This window comes from Bradyrhizobium stylosanthis (genome assembly GCF_001641335.1).
Classification (GTDB): Bacteria; Pseudomonadota; Alphaproteobacteria; order Rhizobiales; family Xanthobacteraceae; genus Bradyrhizobium; species Bradyrhizobium stylosanthis.
In genome coordinates, this window is record NZ_LVEM01000001.1 from 1,953,478 (window position 1) to 1,972,359 (window position 18,882).

17 protein-coding genes are annotated in these 18,882 nt (G+C 66.2%); 7 read left to right on the forward strand and 10 right to left on the reverse strand.

The window, feature by feature from the left end:
• The first annotated feature begins 153 nt into the window (after positions 1-153).
• The 6 genes from radA to A7X65_RS09520 all read left to right on the forward strand — a co-directional run bounded on the left by radA (position 154) and on the right by A7X65_RS09520 (position 7,500).
• Positions 154-1,599: a DNA repair protein RadA gene (radA, locus tag A7X65_RS09495; protein ID WP_063684137.1), complete on the forward strand. Its 1,446-nt coding sequence runs from the start codon at positions 154-156 to the stop codon at positions 1,597-1,599.
• Between the two features lie 166 nt (positions 1,600-1,765).
• Positions 1,766-2,395 (forward strand): CvpA family protein, encoded by a 630-nt coding sequence (locus A7X65_RS09500; RefSeq protein ID WP_011086837.1) that lies wholly within the window; start codon positions 1,766-1,768, stop codon positions 2,393-2,395.
• 45 nt (positions 2,396-2,440) lie between these two features.
• Entirely contained in the window at positions 2,441-3,964 is a 1,524-nt protein-coding gene (purF, locus tag A7X65_RS09505; RefSeq protein WP_063684139.1) for an amidophosphoribosyltransferase, read from the forward strand.
• A gap of 147 nt (positions 3,965-4,111) precedes the next feature.
• A complete protein-coding gene (locus tag A7X65_RS09510) occupies positions 4,112-4,852 on the forward strand; it encodes an SDR family NAD(P)-dependent oxidoreductase (protein ID WP_063684141.1) in 741 nt (246 codons plus the stop codon).
• 106 nt (positions 4,853-4,958) lie between these two features.
• Complete coding sequence (locus A7X65_RS09515; protein ID WP_063684143.1) at positions 4,959-6,107, forward strand: NHL repeat-containing protein; 1,149 nt, start codon at positions 4,959-4,961, stop codon at positions 6,105-6,107.
• Between the two features lie 166 nt (positions 6,108-6,273).
• A complete protein-coding gene (locus A7X65_RS09520; protein ID WP_063684145.1) occupies positions 6,274-7,500 on the forward strand; it encodes an ABC transporter substrate-binding protein in 1,227 nt (408 codons plus the stop codon).
• A gap of 171 nt (positions 7,501-7,671) precedes the next feature.
• Here A7X65_RS09520 and A7X65_RS09525 read toward each other — a convergent pair whose 3' ends face one another.
• The 8 genes from A7X65_RS09525 to A7X65_RS09560 form a co-directional block, all read right to left on the reverse strand.
• A complete protein-coding gene (locus A7X65_RS09525; protein ID WP_063684147.1) occupies positions 7,672-8,928 on the reverse strand; it encodes a TCR/Tet family MFS transporter in 1,257 nt (418 codons plus the stop codon).
• Complete coding sequence (gene der / locus A7X65_RS09530; protein WP_063684149.1) at positions 8,925-10,307, reverse strand: ribosome biogenesis GTPase Der; 1,383 nt, start codon at positions 10,305-10,307, stop codon at positions 8,925-8,927. Before der ends, A7X65_RS09525 begins: the two co-directional genes overlap by 4 nt.
• A 49-nt stretch (positions 10,308-10,356) precedes the next feature.
• On the reverse strand, positions 10,357-10,902 hold the full coding sequence (locus tag A7X65_RS09535) for a hypothetical protein (RefSeq protein WP_063684151.1): 546 nt from the start codon (positions 10,900-10,902) through the stop codon (positions 10,357-10,359).
• Between the two features lie 44 nt (positions 10,903-10,946).
• Positions 10,947-11,600, reverse strand: coding sequence for a tetratricopeptide repeat protein (locus tag A7X65_RS09540; RefSeq protein ID WP_063684153.1), 654 nt, complete (start codon positions 11,598-11,600; stop codon positions 10,947-10,949).
• 168 nt (positions 11,601-11,768) lie between these two features.
• Positions 11,769-13,361: a class I adenylate-forming enzyme family protein gene (locus A7X65_RS09545; RefSeq protein WP_063684155.1), complete on the reverse strand. Its 1,593-nt coding sequence runs from the start codon at positions 13,359-13,361 to the stop codon at positions 11,769-11,771.
• Between the two features lie 71 nt (positions 13,362-13,432).
• Positions 13,433-14,017, reverse strand: a complete 585-nt coding sequence (locus A7X65_RS09550) for an NnrU family protein (protein WP_063684157.1) — start codon at positions 14,015-14,017, stop codon at positions 13,433-13,435.
• Between the two features lie 204 nt (positions 14,018-14,221).
• Entirely contained in the window at positions 14,222-14,800 is a 579-nt protein-coding gene (locus A7X65_RS09555) for a hypothetical protein (RefSeq protein WP_063684159.1), read from the reverse strand.
• Positions 14,801-15,047: 247 nt separating this feature from the next.
• Positions 15,048-16,670 carry a peptide chain release factor 3 gene (locus A7X65_RS09560; protein ID WP_063684160.1) on the reverse strand — a complete coding sequence of 541 codons (1,623 nt, stop codon included), beginning with the start codon at positions 16,668-16,670 and terminating at the stop codon, positions 15,048-15,050.
• A 159-nt stretch (positions 16,671-16,829) separates the two neighbouring features.
• On the opposite strand from A7X65_RS09560, the gene sugE reads away from it, so the two are divergent.
• Complete coding sequence (gene sugE, locus A7X65_RS09565; RefSeq protein WP_063684161.1) at positions 16,830-17,144, forward strand: quaternary ammonium compound efflux SMR transporter SugE; 315 nt, start codon at positions 16,830-16,832, stop codon at positions 17,142-17,144.
• Here sugE and A7X65_RS09570 read toward each other — a convergent pair.
• Entirely contained in the window at positions 17,137-18,144 is a 1,008-nt protein-coding gene (locus A7X65_RS09570; RefSeq protein WP_063684162.1) for an inorganic phosphate transporter, read from the reverse strand. The two genes, sugE and A7X65_RS09570, sit on opposite strands and share 8 nt — an antisense overlap.
• Before the next feature lie 14 nt (positions 18,145-18,158).
• Entirely contained in the window at positions 18,159-18,803 is a 645-nt protein-coding gene (locus A7X65_RS09575; RefSeq protein ID WP_063684163.1) for a DUF47 domain-containing protein, read from the reverse strand.
• Between the last annotated feature and the right edge of the window lie 79 nt (positions 18,804-18,882).

An 18,882-nucleotide genomic window follows, 5' to 3' on the forward strand; every position in this document is an offset into this window, starting at 1 on the left:
CATTTGGCAAAGTCCGGCGGGGCACTGCGACCTAGAGCTAACAAAGGGTGTATCGGCTGCGATGAATTGGGGGCGGCGCCGGGCCGAGGGGCCTCGGGGCGCGCCATTCCATGCTATCAGCGAAGCCCTGAAACCCCCGACTCAACCGTCCCCATGGCCAAGAACACGCTTTCCTTCGTCTGCCAGAACTGCGGCGCGGCCTATAACCGCTGGCAGGGCAAGTGCGAGTCCTGCGGCGAGTGGAACACGCTCGCCGAAGAAGACACCAGCGGCAGCGTGCCGGTCTCGATCCGCTCCAAGCGCAAGGGGCGGACCTTCGCGCTGGAGAGCCTCGCCGGAAAGAGCCCGGATGCGCCACGGCTGTCGTCGGGCATGACCGAGCTCGACCGCGTCACCGGCGGCGGCTTCGTGCGCGGCTCGGTGCTGCTGGTCGGCGGCGATCCCGGCATCGGCAAGTCGACGCTGCTGACGCAGGCCACCAGCATGATGGCACGCGCCGGCCACCGCATCGTCTACATCTCCGGCGAAGAGGCGGTTGCGCAGGTGCGGCTGCGCGCCGAGCGGCTCGGCCTGTCGGATGCGCCGGTGCAGCTTGCCGCCGAGACCTCGGTCGAGGACATCGTCTCGACGCTGTCGGAGGGCGCGGTGCCGCGCCTGATGGTGATCGACTCGATTCAGACCATGTGGACCGACACGGTGGAATCCGCGCCCGGCACGGTGACGCAGGTGCGCGCCTCGGCGCAGGCGCTCATTCGTTTTGCCAAGAAGACCGGCGCGGCGATCATCCTGGTCGGTCATGTCACCAAGGACGGCCAGATCGCCGGTCCCCGCGTGGTCGAGCACATGGTCGACGCCGTGCTGTCGTTCGAGGGTGAAGGCTCGCAGCAATTCCGCATCCTGCGCGCGGTGAAGAACCGCTTCGGCCCGACCGACGAGATCGGCGTGTTCGAGATGACGGGCCTGGGCCTGCGCGAAGTCACCAATCCGTCCGAGCTGTTCCTGTCCGAGCGCGACCTCGGCACGCCCGGCACCGCAGTCTTTGCGGGCATCGAGGGCACGCGGCCCGTCCTGGTCGAATTGCAGGCTCTGGTGGCCCCGACCTCGCTCGGCACCCCGCGCCGCGCCGTGGTGGGCTGGGATCAGAGCCGGCTCTCGATGGTGCTGGCGGTGCTGGAGGCCCATTGCGGGGTCAAGCTGTCCGGCCACGACGTCTATCTGAACGTCGCCGGCGGCCTGCGCATCCACGAGCCGGCCGCCGACATGGCCGCCGCGGCCGCGCTGGTGTCGTCCCTGGTTAATGCACAGTTACCCACCGATGCGGTCTATTTCGGCGAGATTTCGCTGTCCGGCGTGATCCGCCCGGTGGCGCAGACCCCGGCCCGGCTCAAGGAAGCGGTCAAGCTCGGCTTCAAGCGCGCCGTGCTGCCCGAATCGGCCCGGGGCGATGCCGGCGGTGACGCCGGGCTGTCCCTGAACGCGGTCAACAGCCTGACGACATTGGTGGCCGAAATCGCCGCCAAGGGCTCCCGCCGCGGCGAATCCAGCGCGCCGGCGGAGAAAAATGCCACACCGGCAAGATTCCGCCGTGGAGAGGGTTAGCTGGAGGTGACGTTTCCGGCCCCTACCGCTATACAGCCGTCACAAAAGCAGCATGGGATTGCGTGGTTGCGGCCTTGCCGGGAACGCCGTCTGCCCCTCTTTTAGGGCGGCGGCCAAACACCGATTCGCTGAGCACCTTTGAAGTACGAGCGGACCAGACCAGCCGATGCCAGTAACACTCCTCGACCTGATCCTGCTCGGTGTGATGCTGATCTCGGGCCTGCTCGCGATGGTTCGCGGCTTCATGCGCGAGATCCTGTCGATCGCGGCCTGGGGCGCCGCCGCGATCGTGACGCTGTACTCGTTCTCGAAGCTGCTGCCGACCGCAAAGACCTATTTCAACAACGACACCGTGGCGAGCGTGGTCGTGGTCGCCGGCGTGTTCGTCGGCACCCTCGTCGTGGTCTCCGTGATCACGGTCCGGATCTCCGACATGATCCTGGATTCGCGGATCGGCGCGCTGGACCGCACCCTCGGCTTCCTGTTCGGCCTCGCTCGCGGGCTTTTGATCGTCGTGGTCGCCTTCCTGTTCTTCACCTGGCTGGTGCCGGACAAGCAGCGCCCGGACTGGGTCACGGGGGCCAAGTCCCGCGTGGTGCTCCAGGGAACCGGGGATTGGCTGATGGCCCTCTTGCCTGACGACCCCGAGAACACCATCTTGAAGAGATTCAAGAAAAACAAACCAGATGATGACCAAGCTGATTCCGAGCAGCAGCCTTCGGGCAGTGGCGACGGATACAGTAAACCGGCTCGTGACAGTTTGAAGAAACTGATCGAGAAACCCGCGGCACGTTGACTTGGGCTCTAAAGGACTTGAGCCCTAAAGAGAGGCGCGAACGAGATGCGAAACCCTGACCAGGACGCTGAACTTGATCTCGACGCCAGGGCCGGTTCGGGCCCGTCCGCGCTAGAGCTTCAGGACGACCTGGAAGGGGACACGCTACGCGAGGAATGCGGCGTGTTCGGCATCTACGGTCACCCCGATGCTGCCGCCATCACCGCACTCGGTCTCCACGCCCTTCAGCATCGCGGCCAGGAGGCCGCCGGCATCGTCTCCTACGACGGCAGCCGCTTTCACTCGGAACGCCGCCTCGGTCTCGTCGGCGACACCTTCTCCCGCCGCGAGGTGATCGACCGCCTGCCCGGCAACATGGCCGTAGGCCATGTCCGCTACTCCACCACCGGCGCCACCATCCTGCGCAACGTGCAGCCGCTGTTTGCCGAGCTCAATGCCGGCGGCCTCGCGGTCGCCCATAACGGCAACCTCACCAATGGCCTGACGCTGCGCCGCGAGCTCGTGAAGCACGGCGCGATGATGCAGTCGACCACCGACACCGAGGTGATCCTGCACCTGGTCGCGCGCTCCAAGCGCGCCCGTTTCATCGAGCGCTATATCGACGCGCTGCGCGAGATCGAGGGCGCCTATGCGCTGGTCTCGCTGACCAACAAGAAGCTGGTCGGCGCGCGCGATCCGCGCGGCATCCGCCCGCTCGTGCTCGGCGAGCTCGACGGCTGCCCGATCCTGACCTCGGAGACCTGCGCGCTCGACATCATCGGCGCGCGCTTCGTGCGCGACATCGAGCCCGGCGAAGTCATCGTGTTCGACGAGAACGGCCAGGACATCCACAAGCCGTTCCCGCCGATGGCGCCGCGCCCCTGCATCTTCGAATACATCTACTTCTCCCGGCCGGATTCCATCGTCCATGGCCGCTCGGTCTACGAGGTGCGCAAGGCCTTCGGCGCGCAGCTCGCGCGCGAGAGCCACGTGCCGATCGACGTGGTGGTGCCGGTGCCGGATTCCGGCGTGCCCGCCGCGGTCGGCTACAGCCAGTATTCCGGCGTGCCGTTCGAGCTCGGCATCATCCGCAACCATTATGTCGGCCGCACCTTCATCCAGCCGACGCAGGCGATCCGCGAATCCGGCGTGCGCATGAAGCACTCGGCCAACCGCGCCGCGATCGAAGGCAAGCGCATCATCCTGATCGACGACTCGCTGGTGCGCGGCACCACCTCGAAGAAGATCGTGCGCATGATGCGCGATGCCGGCGCCAAGGAAGTCCACTTCCGCCTCGCCTCGCCCCCGATCCTCTATCCCGATTATTACGGCATCGACCTGCCGGATCGCGGCGGCCTGCTGGCCGCGACACATTCGCTGGAAGAGATGCGCGAGATCATCGGCGCCGACTCGCTCGCCTTCCTGTCGATCGACGGCATGTACCGCGCCATGGGCGAGCCCGGCCGCGACCCCGCCAATCCCAAGTTCTCGGACCACTGCTTCACCGGGGCCTATCCGACCCACCTCACCGACCAGACCCAGACCGAGCAGCAGCCGCGGCAGCTGTCGCTGCTGGCGGAGGCGAGCTGACGAGGGATCGTCCCCGCCGGCCCGTCCCAGTCAGAGGCTGCCTTTTTCGTCATGGCCGGGCTTGTCCCGGCCATCCACGTCTGTAATACCCGCCACAAAGAACGTGGATGCCCGGGGCAAGCCCGGGCATGACGGAAGTATTCGACGATGACAAAACCCCTCACCTCCCGCATCGCTCTCGTCACCGGCGCCTCGCGCGGCATCGGCTACGCCACCGCCATCGCGCTGGCGAAGGCCGGCGCACATATCGTTGCGACCGCGCGCACGCAGGGCGGGCTCGAGGAGCTCGACGACGAGATCCGCAAAGTCGGCGGCAGCGCTACCCTGGTGCCGCTCAACCTCACCGATTCCGACGGCATCGCGCGGCTGGGCGCCGGCCTGCACGAACGTTACGGCAAGCTCGACATCCTCGTGGGCAATGCCGGCGTGCTCGGCCCCTCCTCGCCGATCGGTCATATCGAGCTGAAGGCCTTCAACGACGTGATGGCCGTGAACGTCTCCGCGAACTTCCAGCTGATCCGCTGCATGGAGCCGCTGTTGAAGCAGTCCGACGCGGGCCGCGCCGTGTTCGTCACCTCGGGCGCCGCCAACAAGGCGACCGCCTATGTCAGCCCCTACGCTGCGTCCAAGGCCGCGCTGGAAACGCTGGCGCGCGCCTGGGCGCAGGAGACCGCGAACACGCCGTTGCGCGTCAATCTGTTCAACCCGGGCCCGATCCGCACCCGCATGCGCGCGACGCTGATGCCGGGCGAGGATCCAGCGACGCTCGACACGCCCGAGCAGGTCGCCGAGTTCATCGTGCCGCTCTGCGCGCCCGACTGGACCGAGACCGGCAAGTTCTACGACTACAAGACCCGCAGCCTGATGAGCTTCCGCTCGCCAGCGTAACTGCCTTGTCTGATTGCCTTGCCTGATTGACTCGGGTGCCTCCCCGCGATTGACTGCCGCTGCTCAAGCGGCAGCAAGCCGCAAGCCAACAAAATGGGAGGTTGCCATGGCGCCATGGCCTGATCGCGCAGGGTTTTCGCGTGCACTCGCAAACGTCTCTCACGTCTTCTCCATCCTGATCGCGGCCACCGCATTCGCGCTTCCGGGCGCAGCGAGCGCCGGCGACGTCCCGACTTTCGCAGTCGATTCCTCCTGGCCAAAGCAACTGCCGAACAACTGGATCCTCGGCCAGGTCGGCGGCATCACCGTCGACTGGCAGGGCCATATCTGGGTGATCCATCGCCCCCGTTCGCTCACCGACGACGAGAAGGGTGCGAGCCTCACCCCGCCGCGCTCGAAATGCTGCGTGTCGGCCCCGCCCGTGCTCGAATTCGACAGCGACGGCAATTTGCTGCGCTCATGGGGTGGTCCCGGCGAAGGCTATGAATGGGTCGGCCGCGAGCACGGCATCGAGGTCGACGAGCGCGGCTTCGTCTGGGTCGGCGGCAATGCCGACAACGACAACGCGATCCTGAAGTTCACGCTCGACGGCAAGTTCGTCGCCCAGATCGGCAAGATCGCGCCGAGCCTCGGCAGCAACGACACGACGCAGCTCGGCAAGCCCGCGGAGACCGCACTCGACAAGGCGGCGAACGAAATCTACGTCGCCGACGGCTATGGCAACCGCCGCGTCATCGTGTTCGATGCGACGACGCTCGCCTACAAGCGGCACTGGGGCGCCTATGGCAACAAGCCCAACGACGACAAGCAAGGTCCCTACGATCCCAAGGCGCCGGTGTCGCAGCAATTCGGCAACCCGGTCCACTGCGTGAAGCTCGCCAATGACGGTCTCGTCTATGTCTGCGACCGCATCAACAACCGCATCCAGGTGTTCAAGAAGGACGGCAGCTTCGTGAAGGAGTTCTTCTTCGAGAAGAACACGCTCGGCAACGGTGCGGTGTGGGACATCGCGATCTGGCCCGATCCGAAGCAGACGTACCTGCTCAGCGCCGACGGCGAGAACAACGAGATCAGGGTCATCAAGCGCGACGACGGCAGCGTGGTCGGCAGCTTCGGGCACAACGGCCGCAACGCCGGGCAGTTCCACTGGGTGCACGCCATGGCGATCGACGCCAAGGGTAACGTCTATACCGCCGAGGTCGATACCGGAAAGCGCATCCAGAAATTCAAGCTGACGTCGGACGCGCTCAAATAGCGTCTCAACGCATTTTGCCCAAAAGTTAACCGACGGATGACGCTACGACGCAGCGTCATCCGGCTTTAGGTGCATTGCCGACGGCCGTGGGACACGGTAGAGCCATCACCGGAACAAGGCTCCGCAAGAGAGCTGTCCGCATATTTGACAATGGAGGAAACCTTTTATGACGACGACGTTCGCGCGCCGCTCCGCGGCCCTTCTGGCCTGTGCCGCTTTCGGTTTTGCCACATCCGCCTACGCCCAGGACAAGACCGTCACGATCGGCGTGCTCAACGACATGTCCAGCCTCTACGCCGATATCGGTGGGCCCGGCTCCGTGCTGGCGGTCAAGATGGCCGTGGAAGATTCCGGTCTGGCTGCCAAGGGCTGGAAGATCGAGGTCGTCAGCGGCGATCACCAGAACAAGCCCGACGTCGGCGTCAACATCGCCCGGCAGTGGATCGACACCCAGAAGGTGGACATGATCACCGACACGCCGAACTCCGGCGTCGCCCTGGCGGTCAGCAACGTCGCCAAGGAAAAGAACGTCGTCCTGCTCAATAATGGCGGGGCCAGCGCCGACCTTACCGGCAAGGCCTGCAACGCCAACACCATCTCCTACACCTACGACACCTACATGCTCGCCAACGGCACCGGCAAGGCGCTGACCAAGGCCGGCGGCGACACCTGGTTCTTCCTGACCGCCGACTACGCCTTCGGCGCGGCGCTCGAGCGTGACACCAGCGCGGTCGTCACCGCGAGCGGCGGCAAGGTGCTCGGCGGCGTCAAGCATCCGCTCAACACCTCGGACTTCTCGTCGTTCCTGCTGCAGGCCCAGAACTCCAAGGCCAAGATCGTCGGTCTCGCCAACGCTGGCGGCGACACCACCAACTCGATCAAGCAGGCGGCCGAATTCGGCATCGTCGAGGGCGGCCAGAAGCTTGCAGCCCTCCTGCTCTTCATCAACGACGTTCACTCGCTCGGCCTGAAGACGGCGCATGGCCTGACCTTCACCGAGTCCTTTTACTGGGACCTGAACGACAGCACCCGCGCCTGGTCCAAGCGTTTCCAGGAAAAGATGGCCAACAAGGCGATGCCGTCGATGACGCAGGCGGGCAACTATGCCGGCGTGCTGCATTATCTGAAGGCGCTCGAGGCCCTCGGCGGCAATCCCCATGACGGCGCAAAGGTCGTCGCCAAGATGAAGGAAATCCCGACCGACGACCCGCTGTTCGGCAAGGGCCCGCTGCGCGAGGACGGCCGCCGCATCATCCCGGCCTATCTGTTCGAGGTGAAGAAGCCCGAGGAATCGAAGGGCCCGTGGGACTATTACAAGAAGATCGCCACGATCTCGGCGGAAGACGCGGCCAAACCGCTCAAGGACAGCGATTGCCCGCTGGTGAAGAAGTAAGCGCGTAGCGGCTTCACACGGCCTCAAGAGCGTGATGCCCGGGCTTGGCCCGGGCATTTGCGTTCTGGGCTCGGGAAACAGGTGTCGTCGGGTGGGCAAAGCGAAGCGTGCCCCCATTTCTTCGTGTCATCGACCGATCGTGGGCTCGGCGCTAACGCGCCTTTGCCCACCCTACGAGGCCGTCCTTGTGGCCGCGAGCGCGCGCAGCGCAATCGCCACGCATATCACCATCAGCACCGCCGCGAGCAGGAACGGTGCGCCGGGCAGATGCAGCGGCGCGCCGGCGCTGATGAAATATGAAAACGTCAGCGTGAACAGGAACGGGCCGACGAGCTGCGACACGCTCTGCACGCTCGCGGTTGCGCCCTGCAATTGGCCCTGCTGATCGGGCGCGACCAGCCGCGTCATCAGCGACTGCATGGCGGCGCCCGAGATGCCCCACAGCGACATCACGGGAATGCCGATCCAGAACAGCGGCCCGGTCGGCGCGGCCCCGAAGATTACAAAGCCGATCGCGCCACAGCACAGGCCGAGCATCAGGGCCTTTCGTTCGCCGAGCACGCGCACGATCGGGCCGATGGCGAGCCCCTGCACCACCATGGCGCAGATGCCGACCATCGCGAGCGTCAGTCCGACCGTCTTGGAATCCCAGCCGTAGCGATAGGTGGCATAGAGCACGAAGGTCGAGGGCAGCACGACATGCGCGACCTGCGCGATGAAGTTGACGATCGAGAGCCCGGCCAGCACCGCGTTGCTGCGGAGCAGACGCAGTGCGCCGATTGGATGGGCGCTGGCCCAGCGGAACGGCGCACGCCTCTCCTGCGCCAGCGATTCCGGCAGCACCAGCAATCCATAGAGCGCATTGGCGAAGCTCAACGCCGCCGCTGCCCAGAACGGCAGGCGCGGATCGATGTCCCCCAAAAGGCCGCCGAGCGCCGGACCCAGGATGAATCCGGCGCCGAAGGCTGCGCCGATCCTGCCGAAGATCGCCGCACGCCGCTCCGGCGGCGTGATGTCCGCGATATAGGCAAAGGCGGTCGAGATGCTGGCCGAGGTGATGCCGGAGATGACGCGGCCGATGAACAGCCAGACAAGCGAGGGCGCCAGCGCCATCAGCACGTAGTCGGCGGCGAGCCCGAAATTCGACAGCAGCACCACCGGCCGCCGTCCGAAGCGATCGGAGAGCGCACCCAGCACCGGCGAGAACACGAACTGCATCAGCGCCCAGGCGGTGCCGAACAGGCCGAAGATACGGGCCGCGTGCGCGGTGTCGTTGTCGACGAAGCCCTCGATCAGCTTCGGCAGGACCGGCATGATGACGCCGAGCGCGACCATGTCGAGCAGGATCGTGACGAAGATGAAGGCCACCGCGCCGCGCCGGACCGGCGCAGCGCCCTGCGCCACCGCCTCGCCGGCGCCGTCGCTCATGACGGGCGCTTGCGCTTGTGCGCGAAGGGATTGGCCTTCTCGCGCAAGGTGATGCGCACCGGCGTGCCCGGCAGGTCGAAAGTCTCGCGCATCGAATTGGTCAGATAGCGCAAGTAAGACTGCGGCACCGCATCCGCCCGCGAGCAGAAGAGAACAAAACTCGGCGGACGCGCCTTGTTCTGCGTGATGTAGTTCAGCTTCAGCCTGCGGCCGGACACCGCCGGCGGCGGATTGGCCTGGATCGCCTGCTCGAACCAGCGATTGAGCGCGGAGGTCGGCACGCGCCTGTTCCAGACCGCGTAGGCGTCCTGGATCGCCTGCATCAGGCGGTCAATGCCCTCGCCCATCAGGCCCGACACGGCGACGATCGGCACGCCCTTGACCTGCGGCAGCCAGTGATCGGCGTCGCGGCGCAGGTTCGAGATCGCGCCGCCGCCCTTGGTCTCCATCAGGTCCCATTTGTTGGCGGCAAGCACGATCGCCCGGCCCTCGCGCTCGATCAGGTCGGCGATGCGCAGGTCCTGCTCCTCGAAGCGGTTCTGCGTGTCCATCATCAGCACGACGACTTCGGCAAAGCGCACCGCGCGCAGCGCGTCGGCGACCGAGAGCTTTTCCAGCTTCTCCTCGATGCGCGAGCGCCGGCGCAGGCCCGCGGTATCGAACACGCGGAAATCGCGGCCCTTCCAGTTGATCTCGACCGCGATGGAATCGCGCGTGGTGCCGGCCTCCGGGCTGGTCAGCAAGCGCTCCTCGCCGAGCAGATGGTTGATCAGCGTCGACTTGCCGGCATTGGGCCGGCCGACGATGGCGACCCGGATCGGGCGCGTCGCGGCCTCTTCCTCGGTCAGCGGCGCGTCGTCCTCGTCCTCGTCGTCCTCGACGGGCTCCGGCATCAAGGGGGCGAGCGCATCGTAGAGCTCGCCCATGCCCTCGCCGTGCTCGGCCGAAATCTGGATGGGATCGCCGAGGCCGAGCGCAAAGGATTCCATCGCGCCGATGTCGCCATGCTTGCCTTCGCTCTTGTTCGCGACCAGCAGCACCGGCTTGTTGGCCTTGCGGGCGAAATCGGCGAAGGCGCGGTCGTTTGGCGTCAGGCCCGCGCGCGCATCAATCACGAAGAACAGCGCGTCGGCCTGCGCGATCGCGGCCTCCGTTTGCTCCTGCATGCGCGCGGTCAGGGAGCCCCTGGGGCCCTCGTCGAGGCCGGCGGTATCGATGATTGTGAATTCGAGATCGCCGAGCCTGGCCTCACCCTCGCGGCGGTCGCGGGTGACACCCGGCAGGTCATCGACGAGCGCGAGCTTTTGCCCAACCAGTCGGTTGAACAGCGTCGATTTGCCGACATTGGGCCGGCCGATGATGGCGATCGTGAAGGACATCGGTCATTCGTGCGCTGCGAAGGCTGCGCCTGTCAATGTAGTGGAAAAATCAGCGCGAGAAGCCGCCGCTCGGGAGCGGCGCCGGGAAAGCGCCCTGCGATTGCTGCTGCGTGGTCTGGGTCGGTTGCGCCTGCTGGACCGGCTGGTCCGGCGGCGGCGCGGTGGTACGCCTGCGTACGATCTTCTGCTTGGGCGCGGGAGCCGCCGTGGGCGGCGCGGCCTCGGGCTGAGCCTCGCCATCAACCTCGCCGGCGGGGGCTTCAGCCGGTGCTGCCGCAGCGGCCGGCTGCTTGGTCTTCTTCGCCTTGGCACCCTTGGCCGGGTGTGCCGGCTCGGGCGGCGGCTCGGCGGGCAGCGCCGCGACGGCAGGCGTATTCGGATCCGGCTGCTGCGCGCCCTTGTACATCTCCCTCGGGACACCCTGCTCCAGGCCCGGCACGCCCTCGGGGAAGACCGGCTTGCGGTCGCCGGGCAGCTTCTTCTTGGTATCGAGGAAGTCGAGCATGTCGCTTGGATCGAAGCTCGAGCAGCCGCCCAGCACGCCCGTGAAGGCGATCAGGACGGCGGCTGCGATCAAGCGTGGCGTACGGCGCATATCGTGTCTCGTCAGGTCAGAGAGCCCGAAGGTCCAGCTCTTGGTCAGCTTTTCGCAACGGGCGGCAGCAAAGCGGCGAGCGCCTCGGCGCGCGAGCGCAGGCCGGGCGGCGTCTCGCCGTCCTCGGCGATCGCGTCGAGCCATTTGCGGGCCGCGGTCGTGTCGTTGTTGCGCCAGGCCGACAGCGCCAGCAGCTCGCGGGCGGTATGGCGGAACGTCGATTTGGGAGCGGCGGAGGCTTCCAGCCGCTGCAGCATGTCGGCATAGGACGCGCTGTCGACCAGGAGGCCGGCGGCGCGGATCCGGGCCAGATCCTGCCACTCGCCACCCACGCTGCGGTCGGCGGCCAAGTCGTCATACAGCTTGGCAGCCGCCTTGGGGTCGCGGCTGGCGGCCTCGGCCGCAGCGCGCAGCCGCGCCAGCGTGCGATAGCCGGAGGGAGCCTTGGCGGCGAGGTCGGTGAAGGCCGTCTCGGCCTCCGCGTGCTTGCCCTGCTCGGACAGCTCGACGGCCTTCTCGAAGGCGGCGCCGGCCTCGGCGGCCTTCTTGGCCTCGAAATACTGGTAGCCGCGCCAGCCGCCGACGGCGGCCACGATCAGCACCATCAGGGCGATGAAGTAGATCGAATACTTGTCCCACAGTTTCTTGAACTGTTCGCGACGTACTTCCTCGTCGACTTCGTCAAATAATTCAGACACTTATGCTAATCCCATGCCCGTCCGGGTGCGCGCGCCAAGGCGTCCGCGTCAGGAATCCCGTCCCCCGTGTGGCGGCGAGGTACCCTAACGATATGGCGCTGGCAAGGCAAAGCGAGCCCGATCAAGGCGTTAACGACCCGGCAGAAGCCCGGGGGCCGCCTGCCCGGCTCAGGTTCCCAGCAGCTCCCGCAACTGCCGCTTCAGCACCTTGCCGTTGGCGTTGCGAGGCAGCGGCTCCGATGTGATCGCCATGGTCTCGGGCACCTTGTAGTCGGACAGCCGCTCGGCGCACCACGCCCGCAGATCGGTGTCGGCAACGGGTGCGCGCGTCACCACCACGGCGTGGACGCGCTCGCCCAGCACCGGGCAGGCCCTGGCGATGATCGCGCTCTCGATCACGGCGGGATGGCCCGCGAGCACGGATTCGACCTCGGCCGAATAGATCTTCAGGCCGCCGCGATTGATCATGTCCTTCTGCCGGTCGAACACGCGGACGAAGCCTTGCGCGTCCACCGAGCCGAGATCGCCGGAGTGCCAGAAACCGCCCGTGAAGCTCTCGGCGGTGGCCTTCGGGTTATTCCAATAGCCCTTGATGACGGAGGCGCTCTGGATCCAGAGCTCGCCGATCTCGCCGGGGGCAAGCTCCTGCCCGTCCGCTCCCACCGCCATGATGCGCGCGCCGGGACACGGCAGGCCGACGCTGTCGATATGGCTCGCGGTCAGCTCGCCCGGCATGATCGTCGAGGGCGACGTCGTCTCGGTCGCGCCGTAGCAGTTCGCAAGCTTCAGGCCGGGGATCGTCGCCTTGAGCTTCTCGATGGTGGCGACCGGCATCGGCGCGCCGCCGAAGCCGCCGATGCGCCAGCTCGACAGGTCGTAGCTGTCGAAATCGGGCTGCAGCAGGCACAGATTGTACATCGCCGGCACCATCACCGTGTAGGTGACGCGCTCGCGCGCGGCGAGCTTGAGATACTCGGCGGCCTTGAACTCCGGCATGATGATCAGCGCGCCGGCACAGCGGATCATAGTGGTGATGTTGGCGACGACGCCGGTGACATGGCCGAGCGGCACGGCCGCGATCGAACGGTCGGCCTCCGTCAATTGCAGGCAGGACACGAACACCATCGAGGAATGCACGATGTTGCAATGGGCCAGCATCGCGCCCTTCGGCTTGCCCGTCGTGCCGGACGTATAGAGGATCATCGCGGTGTCCTCCTCGCTCGTCTCGACCGGCGCCGAAGCCGGTGCGTGATCTGCGAGCACGGCGAAGCGCGAGCTAAGTGGATCGTCGTCGACGGCGATGCGGTGAACGAGGTCGGGAACGTCCGGCGTCTCGGGCAGCCGCTCCGCGAGCGCCGCTTCATGGATCAGGATCTTCGCACCGCAATCGGCGAGGACATAGGCGATCTCGGGCTTCTGCTGGCGCGTGCTCAGCAGCACCGTGACGAGGCCTTCATGCGCGGCAGCGAACAGCAGCAGCGGAAATTCGATGCGGTTGCCGAGCAGGATCGCGACGCGATCGCCGCGCTGCAGGCCGAGCTTGCGAAAGCCCGCTGCGATCCGCGCGGCCTGCTCCACCGCCTGCCGCCAGCTCAGCCGGGCATGGCCTGCGATCAGCGCTTCGCCCTCGGGGTTGCGGGCACAGGCGTCCGCGATCATCGCCCATAGGTTCGCCGGCCGGTCGGAGAACGCCGGGACCACCCGATCGCCGAAGCGGGCCTCGAGGCGCATCGGCGGGATCTGAGATTGCGACCAGTCCATCGGAATGCCTCGGCTTCTTGCTCTTGTTACTTTCCGCGCACGGACATGCTGAGCCGTCTTGCGCCGATCGGCTAGACTCCCACGACGGGAACCCCGATCACGACGGGATGGAACGCAAAGGCCAGCGCCAGATAAGCGACGATTCCCACCGCGACCGCGATCAAATCGTTGGTGACGCCGCCCACGGGGATCGGTGGTCCGCCGCCGTCGGTGCGATGCTTCAGCGAGATGCGATCATACACCGCCCAGCCCAGGAACGAGCCGAACAGGATGATGGAGCCGAGATCGCCGTTGGCGAGCAGATGCGCCGCCGCCCACAGCTTGATGCCGGCCAGCATCGGGTGCTTCAGCGTCGCATAGATGCGGCCACGCAGATAGGACGCCACCACCAGGATGACGGCGGGCAGCATCAAGGCGAGCGTGATGTGCTTGAGCGCCTTGGGCGGATACCAGACATCGATCCAGCCGGAGCTGCGATAATGAACAAAGCCCCAGATGATCAGCGCCAGCCCGGCCAGCGAGACCGCGGAGTAGAGGAGCTTGTAGGTCCCCTCGCCCAGCCGCGCGATCGCATCCGCGCGCGCCTTCCGTTTCGTCGTGAAAACATGGGCCGCAAAGAACAGCACCAGCCCCAGGATCATGACCAGCAGACCCACGACATCCTCCCCGCAAAGCAGCCCCTGCCTCTGAGGTATCATCGATTGGCCGCGGGTCGCAACTCCATCCCCTCATCCTGAGGAGCGCGTTCTTCACGCGCGTCTCGAAGGATCAGGGCCGGTCCGCAAGACGCGGGCCTGCATGGTTCGAGACGCGCGCAAAAGCGCGCTCCTCACCATGAGGGGACAGAGGAGCCCGCGCAGCTACTTGCCCAAATCCCTGTTGTCGACATAGCGGATCGCGATCGGCCGCCCGGCCAATGCGCCGCCGAGACCGCCAGTAAATTTCAGCGGCAGGCAGGCTTTCAGCGACGAATTAATCGCATTGAGATAGGTGGTCCGGATGTCTGCCGGCACGCCTGAGGTTGCGTAGGTCAGGCGCGGCGGGCCGATCAGGCCGCCCGCCTTGTTGAAGCTGAAGCGCACCGACATCTGCATGCCCGCCCGCGCGTTGTCAGACGGCGGCGACCAGCAGCTGCGCAGCTCGGCGAAGAGGTCGCCGATCGTGTCGAGGTCGTGATCCGGCCTCTGATATTTGGCGCGATCGGCCTCGGACGGAACGCTCTCGATGGTGAGCTGGAGATTCTGGCCGTACGGGTAGTCCATCTCGGGAATGCAGGGACCGGGCTCGAGCGGGCTGCAATAGGACGGCGTGCAGGGCCGGCCGTCGAGCACGCTGCACGGCTCGTGCGAAAATGGAATCGGGTTGATCTGCCGGCGCTGCGCATCGGCAGCGATGGTTGATACCGCCAGCAGGATGAAAACGAGAAGGCCGCGCCACATGATGCGAGCTCGCAAGGTCACTTCAGGGAACGTGGCACGGCCTCGAACAAGATCAAGCCTGCGATCGTTCACATGCTTGCGTTCAGCCCCGCTGTCGTCGTCCGGCTTGACCGGGCGACCCAGTATTCCGTGACGGTTGCGATTGAATCGATGGGCTGCGGCGTACTGGATGCCCCGCCCCCGTGCGCAATTGCGCACTAGGCGGGGCATGACGGCTGAGGGCGGCGACGCGCGGAGAACGCCCCGCCTACCCCTTCTTCTTGACGTCCTTGACGTTGGTGAACTCGATGCCCTCGGCACGTTCCCTGGTGTAGCCGAGATAGAACTCGTTTCGCGCCAGATACACGGGATCGCCGTCGACGTCGTCGGCGATGCTCGACGTGTTCGCGGCAAGGAAGGTGTCGAGCTTCTTGCGATCCTCCGACGAGACCCAGCGCGCCAGTTGGAATTCGCTGACCTCGAACTCGACCGGCAGCGAATATTCGGCGTCGAGGCGCGCCTTCAGCACGTCGAGCTGCAGCGCACCGACCACGCCGACCAGCGCCGGGGCGCCGTCGCGCGGCCGGAATACCTGCACGACGCCTTCTTCCGACATCTGCTGCAGCGCTTCCTTCAGCTTCTTCGCCTTCATCGCGTCGGTGAGACGCACGCGGCGGACGATTTCCGGCGCAAAGCTCGGCACACCGACGAAGGTGAAATCCTCGCCCTCGGTCAGCGTGTCGCCGATGCGCAGCGTGCCGTGGTTGGGAATGCCGACGACGTCGCCGGCGAAGGCTTCGTCCGCGACCGAGCGGTCCTGCGCGAAGAAGAATTGCGGGCTCGACAGCGGCATGCTCTTGCCGGTGCGCACGAGCTTGGCCTTCATGCCGCGGCTGAGCTTGCCGGAGCAGAGGCGCGCAAACGCGATGCGATCGCGATGGTTCGGATCCATATTGGCCTGGATCTTGAACACGAAGGCGCTCATGCGCGGATCGATGGCCTCGACCTTGCGCTGGTCGCTGTCCTGCGCGCGCGGTTCGGGCGCGAACTTACCGAGGCCTTCGAGCAAATCGCCGACGCCGAAATTGCGCAGCGCGCTGCCGAAATAGACCGGCGTCAGGTGTCCCTCGCGGAACGCGCCGAGCTCGAACGGCTTTGACGCTGCGGTGACGAGCTCGAGCTCGTCCTTCACGGCAGATGCATCGAGATTGGCGTTCAGCTTGGCGAGCTCCGCGATCTCGATCTGCTGCGCAGCGCCGGTCTTGGCGCCGCCGCCTTCGAGCAGGCGGACGCCGCCGTTGATGACGTCATAGGTGCCGAGGAAGTCGCGGCCGCGCCCGACCGGCCAGGTCATCGGCGTGGTGTCGAGCGCCAGCGTCTTCTCGATCTCGTCGAGCAGCTCGAACACGTCGCGGCTCTCGCGGTCCATCTTGTTGATGAAGGTGATGATCGGGATGTCGCGAAGACGACACACCTCGAACAGCTTGCGGGTGCGCGCCTCGATGCCCTTGGCGGCGTCGATCACCATCACGGCGGAATCGACCGCCGTCAGCGTGCGGTAGGTGTCTTCCGAGAAGTCCTCGTGGCCCGGCGTGTCCAGGAGGTTGAAGACCAGGCCCTCGAACTCGAAGGTCATGACCGAGGTCACGACCGAGATGCCGCGCTCGCGCTCGATCTTCATCCAGTCCGAACGCGTGTTGCGCCGCTCGCCCTTGGCCTTGACCTGGCCGGCGAGGTTGATGGCGCCGCCGAACAGCAGCAGCTTCTCGGTCAGCGTGGTCTTGCCGGCGTCGGGGTGGGAGATGATCGCAAAGGTCCGCCGCCGCGCCACTTCGGTGGCAAGCGGGGAACGGGCCGGCGATTCGGCTGCGGTGGTGGCGATGTCGGACATGGCGGGAGCGTTTGGCAGGGAAAATGGGCCTGATCAAGCCTCATTTGGTGATTGCGGAGCCCCTCGGCCAGCCCCATATCGCCCAACGGGAGGGACGGCCCTCCTATCCACCAGCATATCTGCCCGCGGGGACGACCCTGCCTTGAATGGAGGGTCGTCATGGCCTGGAGCATCCTGTTCGTCGCCGGTCTTCTCGAGATCACCTGGGCGATCGGCCTGAAATACACCGAGGGTTTTAGCCGGCTTGTTCCCTCGGTGATCACGCTGGCGGCCATGGCCGGCAGCGTCATCCTGCTCGGGATCGCGCTCAAATCGCTGCCGGTCGGGACCGCCTATGCGGTCTGGACCGGGATCGGGGCGGTCGGCACCGCCACGCTCGGCATCTTCCTGTTCGGCGAGCCGGCCACCGCGTTCCGCCTCGCCAGCATCGGACTGATCGTCGCCGGCATCGCCGGGCTGAAATTCGTCACCTGACGAAAATCTGGACCGCCCACCAGGTCAGCGCCGCCACGATCGCCGAGGCCGGGATCGTGATCACCCAGGCATAGACGATCGAGCTCGCCACGTTCCAGCGCACCGCCGAGACGCGGCGGGCGGCGCCGACGCCGACGATGGCGCCGGTGATGGTGTGGGTGGTCGAGACGGGAACCCCGAGGAAGGTGGCCATGAACAGGGTCGCCGCGCCCCCGGTCTCGGCGCAGAACCCCTGCATCGGCGTCAGCTTGGTGATGCGCAGGCCCATGGTGCGGACGATGCGCCAGCCGCCCATCAGCGTGCCCAGCGCCATGGCCGCCTGGCACGACAGCACCACCCAGAACGGCACCGAGAATTCGCCGCCGAGATGGCCCTGCGAATAGAGCAGCACGGCGATGATGCCCATGGTCTTCTGCGCGTCGTTGCCGCCATGGCCGAGCGAATAGAGCGAGGCGGAGGCGAATTGCAGGATGCGGAAGGCGCGATCCACGGCAAAGGGCGTCGAGCGCACCGACAGCCACGACACGATGGCCACCAGCATCATCGCCAGCAGGAAGCCCACCAGCGGCGAGAGCACGATCGCCAGCACCGCCTTCGACAGGCCGCTCCACACCGCCGCCGAAATGCCCGCCTTGGCCATGCCGCCGCCGACGAGGCCGCCGATCAGCGCATGTGAGGACGACGAGGGAATGCCGAGCGCCCAGGTCACGAGGTTCCAGACGATCGCACCGACGAGCGCCGCGAAGATCACTTGCGCATCGACGACGGCGGGATCGATGATGCCCGTGCCGATGGTCTGGGCGACGTGCAGGCCGAACACCATGAAGGCGATGAAATTGAAGAACGCGGCCCAGAACACCGCGAATTGCGGCCGCAGCACGCGGGTCGAGACGATGGTCGCGATCGAATTGGCGGCGTCGTGCAGGCCGTTCAGGAAGTCGAACAGCAGCGCGACGGCGATCAAGCCGACCAGGACGGGAAGACCCAACGCAGCATCCACGGCGCGGCCCTGCCCTAAACTTGCTCGATGACGATGCTGTTGATCTCGTTCGCCACGTCGTCGAAGCGGTCGGCGACCTTCTCGAGGTGGTCGTAGATCTCGACGCCGACGATGAAGTCCATCGCGCTGCCGTCGCGATGCTTGAGGAACAGCTCCTTCAGCCCGATGTCGTGGAGATCGTCGACGCGGCCCTCGAGCTTGCCAAGCTCTTCCGTGATCGCCGTCAGCATGGCGACGTTCTTGCCGATCTCCTGCATCAGGGGCAGCGCACGGCCGACCAGATTGGCGCATTCGATCAGCAGCCCGCCGATCTCGCGCATCGGCGGCTCGAAGGCGCGGACCTCGAACAGCATCACCGCCTTGGCGGTCTGCTGCATCTGGTCGATGGCGTCGTCGAGCGAGGTGATCAGGTTCTTGATGTCGCCGCGGTCGAACGGGGTGATGAAGGTGCGGCGCACCGCCGTCAGCACCTCGCGGGTGATGTTGTCGGCATCGTTCTCGAACTGGTTGACGCGCTGGCAATAGACCGGCGTCTCCTCACCCCCGTTCAGCATGCCCTGGAGTGCGACCGCGCCCTGGATCACGGTCTGGGCGTGGCGGTCGAACAGGTCGAAGAACCGTTCTTCCTTGGGCAGGAAAGCGCGAAACCATCGCATCATGGGGAAAGGCTACCGGTTGGAAAATGGTCTGGCCCGGACGGGCCGTCATGAAACTGTCATAGACCATTTTCGATCCGCG

Coding starts and splice junctions, on each gene's coding strand:
- radA (WP_063684137.1), top strand. CDS start 154: ATGGCCAAGAACACGCTTTCCTTCGTCTGCCAGAACTGCGGCGCGGCC.
- A7X65_RS09500 (WP_011086837.1), top strand. CDS start 1,766: ATGCCAGTAACACTCCTCGACCTGATCCTGCTCGGTGTGATGCTGATC.
- purF (WP_063684139.1), top strand. CDS start 2,441: ATGCGAAACCCTGACCAGGACGCTGAACTTGATCTCGACGCCAGGGCC.
- A7X65_RS09510 (WP_063684141.1), top strand. CDS start 4,112: ATGACAAAACCCCTCACCTCCCGCATCGCTCTCGTCACCGGCGCCTCG.
- A7X65_RS09515 (WP_063684143.1), top strand. CDS start 4,959: ATGGCGCCATGGCCTGATCGCGCAGGGTTTTCGCGTGCACTCGCAAAC.
- A7X65_RS09520 (WP_063684145.1), top strand. CDS start 6,274: ATGACGACGACGTTCGCGCGCCGCTCCGCGGCCCTTCTGGCCTGTGCC.
- A7X65_RS09525 (WP_063684147.1), bottom strand. CDS start 8,928: ATGAGCGACGGCGCCGGCGAGGCGGTGGCGCAGGGCGCTGCGCCGGTC.
- der (WP_063684149.1), bottom strand. CDS start 10,307: ATGTCCTTCACGATCGCCATCATCGGCCGGCCCAATGTCGGCAAATCG.
- A7X65_RS09535 (WP_063684151.1), bottom strand. CDS start 10,902: ATGCGCCGTACGCCACGCTTGATCGCAGCCGCCGTCCTGATCGCCTTC.
- A7X65_RS09545 (WP_063684155.1), bottom strand. CDS start 13,361: ATGGACTGGTCGCAATCTCAGATCCCGCCGATGCGCCTCGAGGCCCGC.
- A7X65_RS09555 (WP_063684159.1), bottom strand. CDS start 14,800: ATGTGGCGCGGCCTTCTCGTTTTCATCCTGCTGGCGGTATCAACCATC.
- A7X65_RS09560 (WP_063684160.1), bottom strand. CDS start 16,670: ATGTCCGACATCGCCACCACCGCAGCCGAATCGCCGGCCCGTTCCCCG.
- sugE (WP_063684161.1), top strand. CDS start 16,830: ATGGCCTGGAGCATCCTGTTCGTCGCCGGTCTTCTCGAGATCACCTGG.
- A7X65_RS09575 (WP_063684163.1), bottom strand. CDS start 18,803: ATGATGCGATGGTTTCGCGCTTTCCTGCCCAAGGAAGAACGGTTCTTC.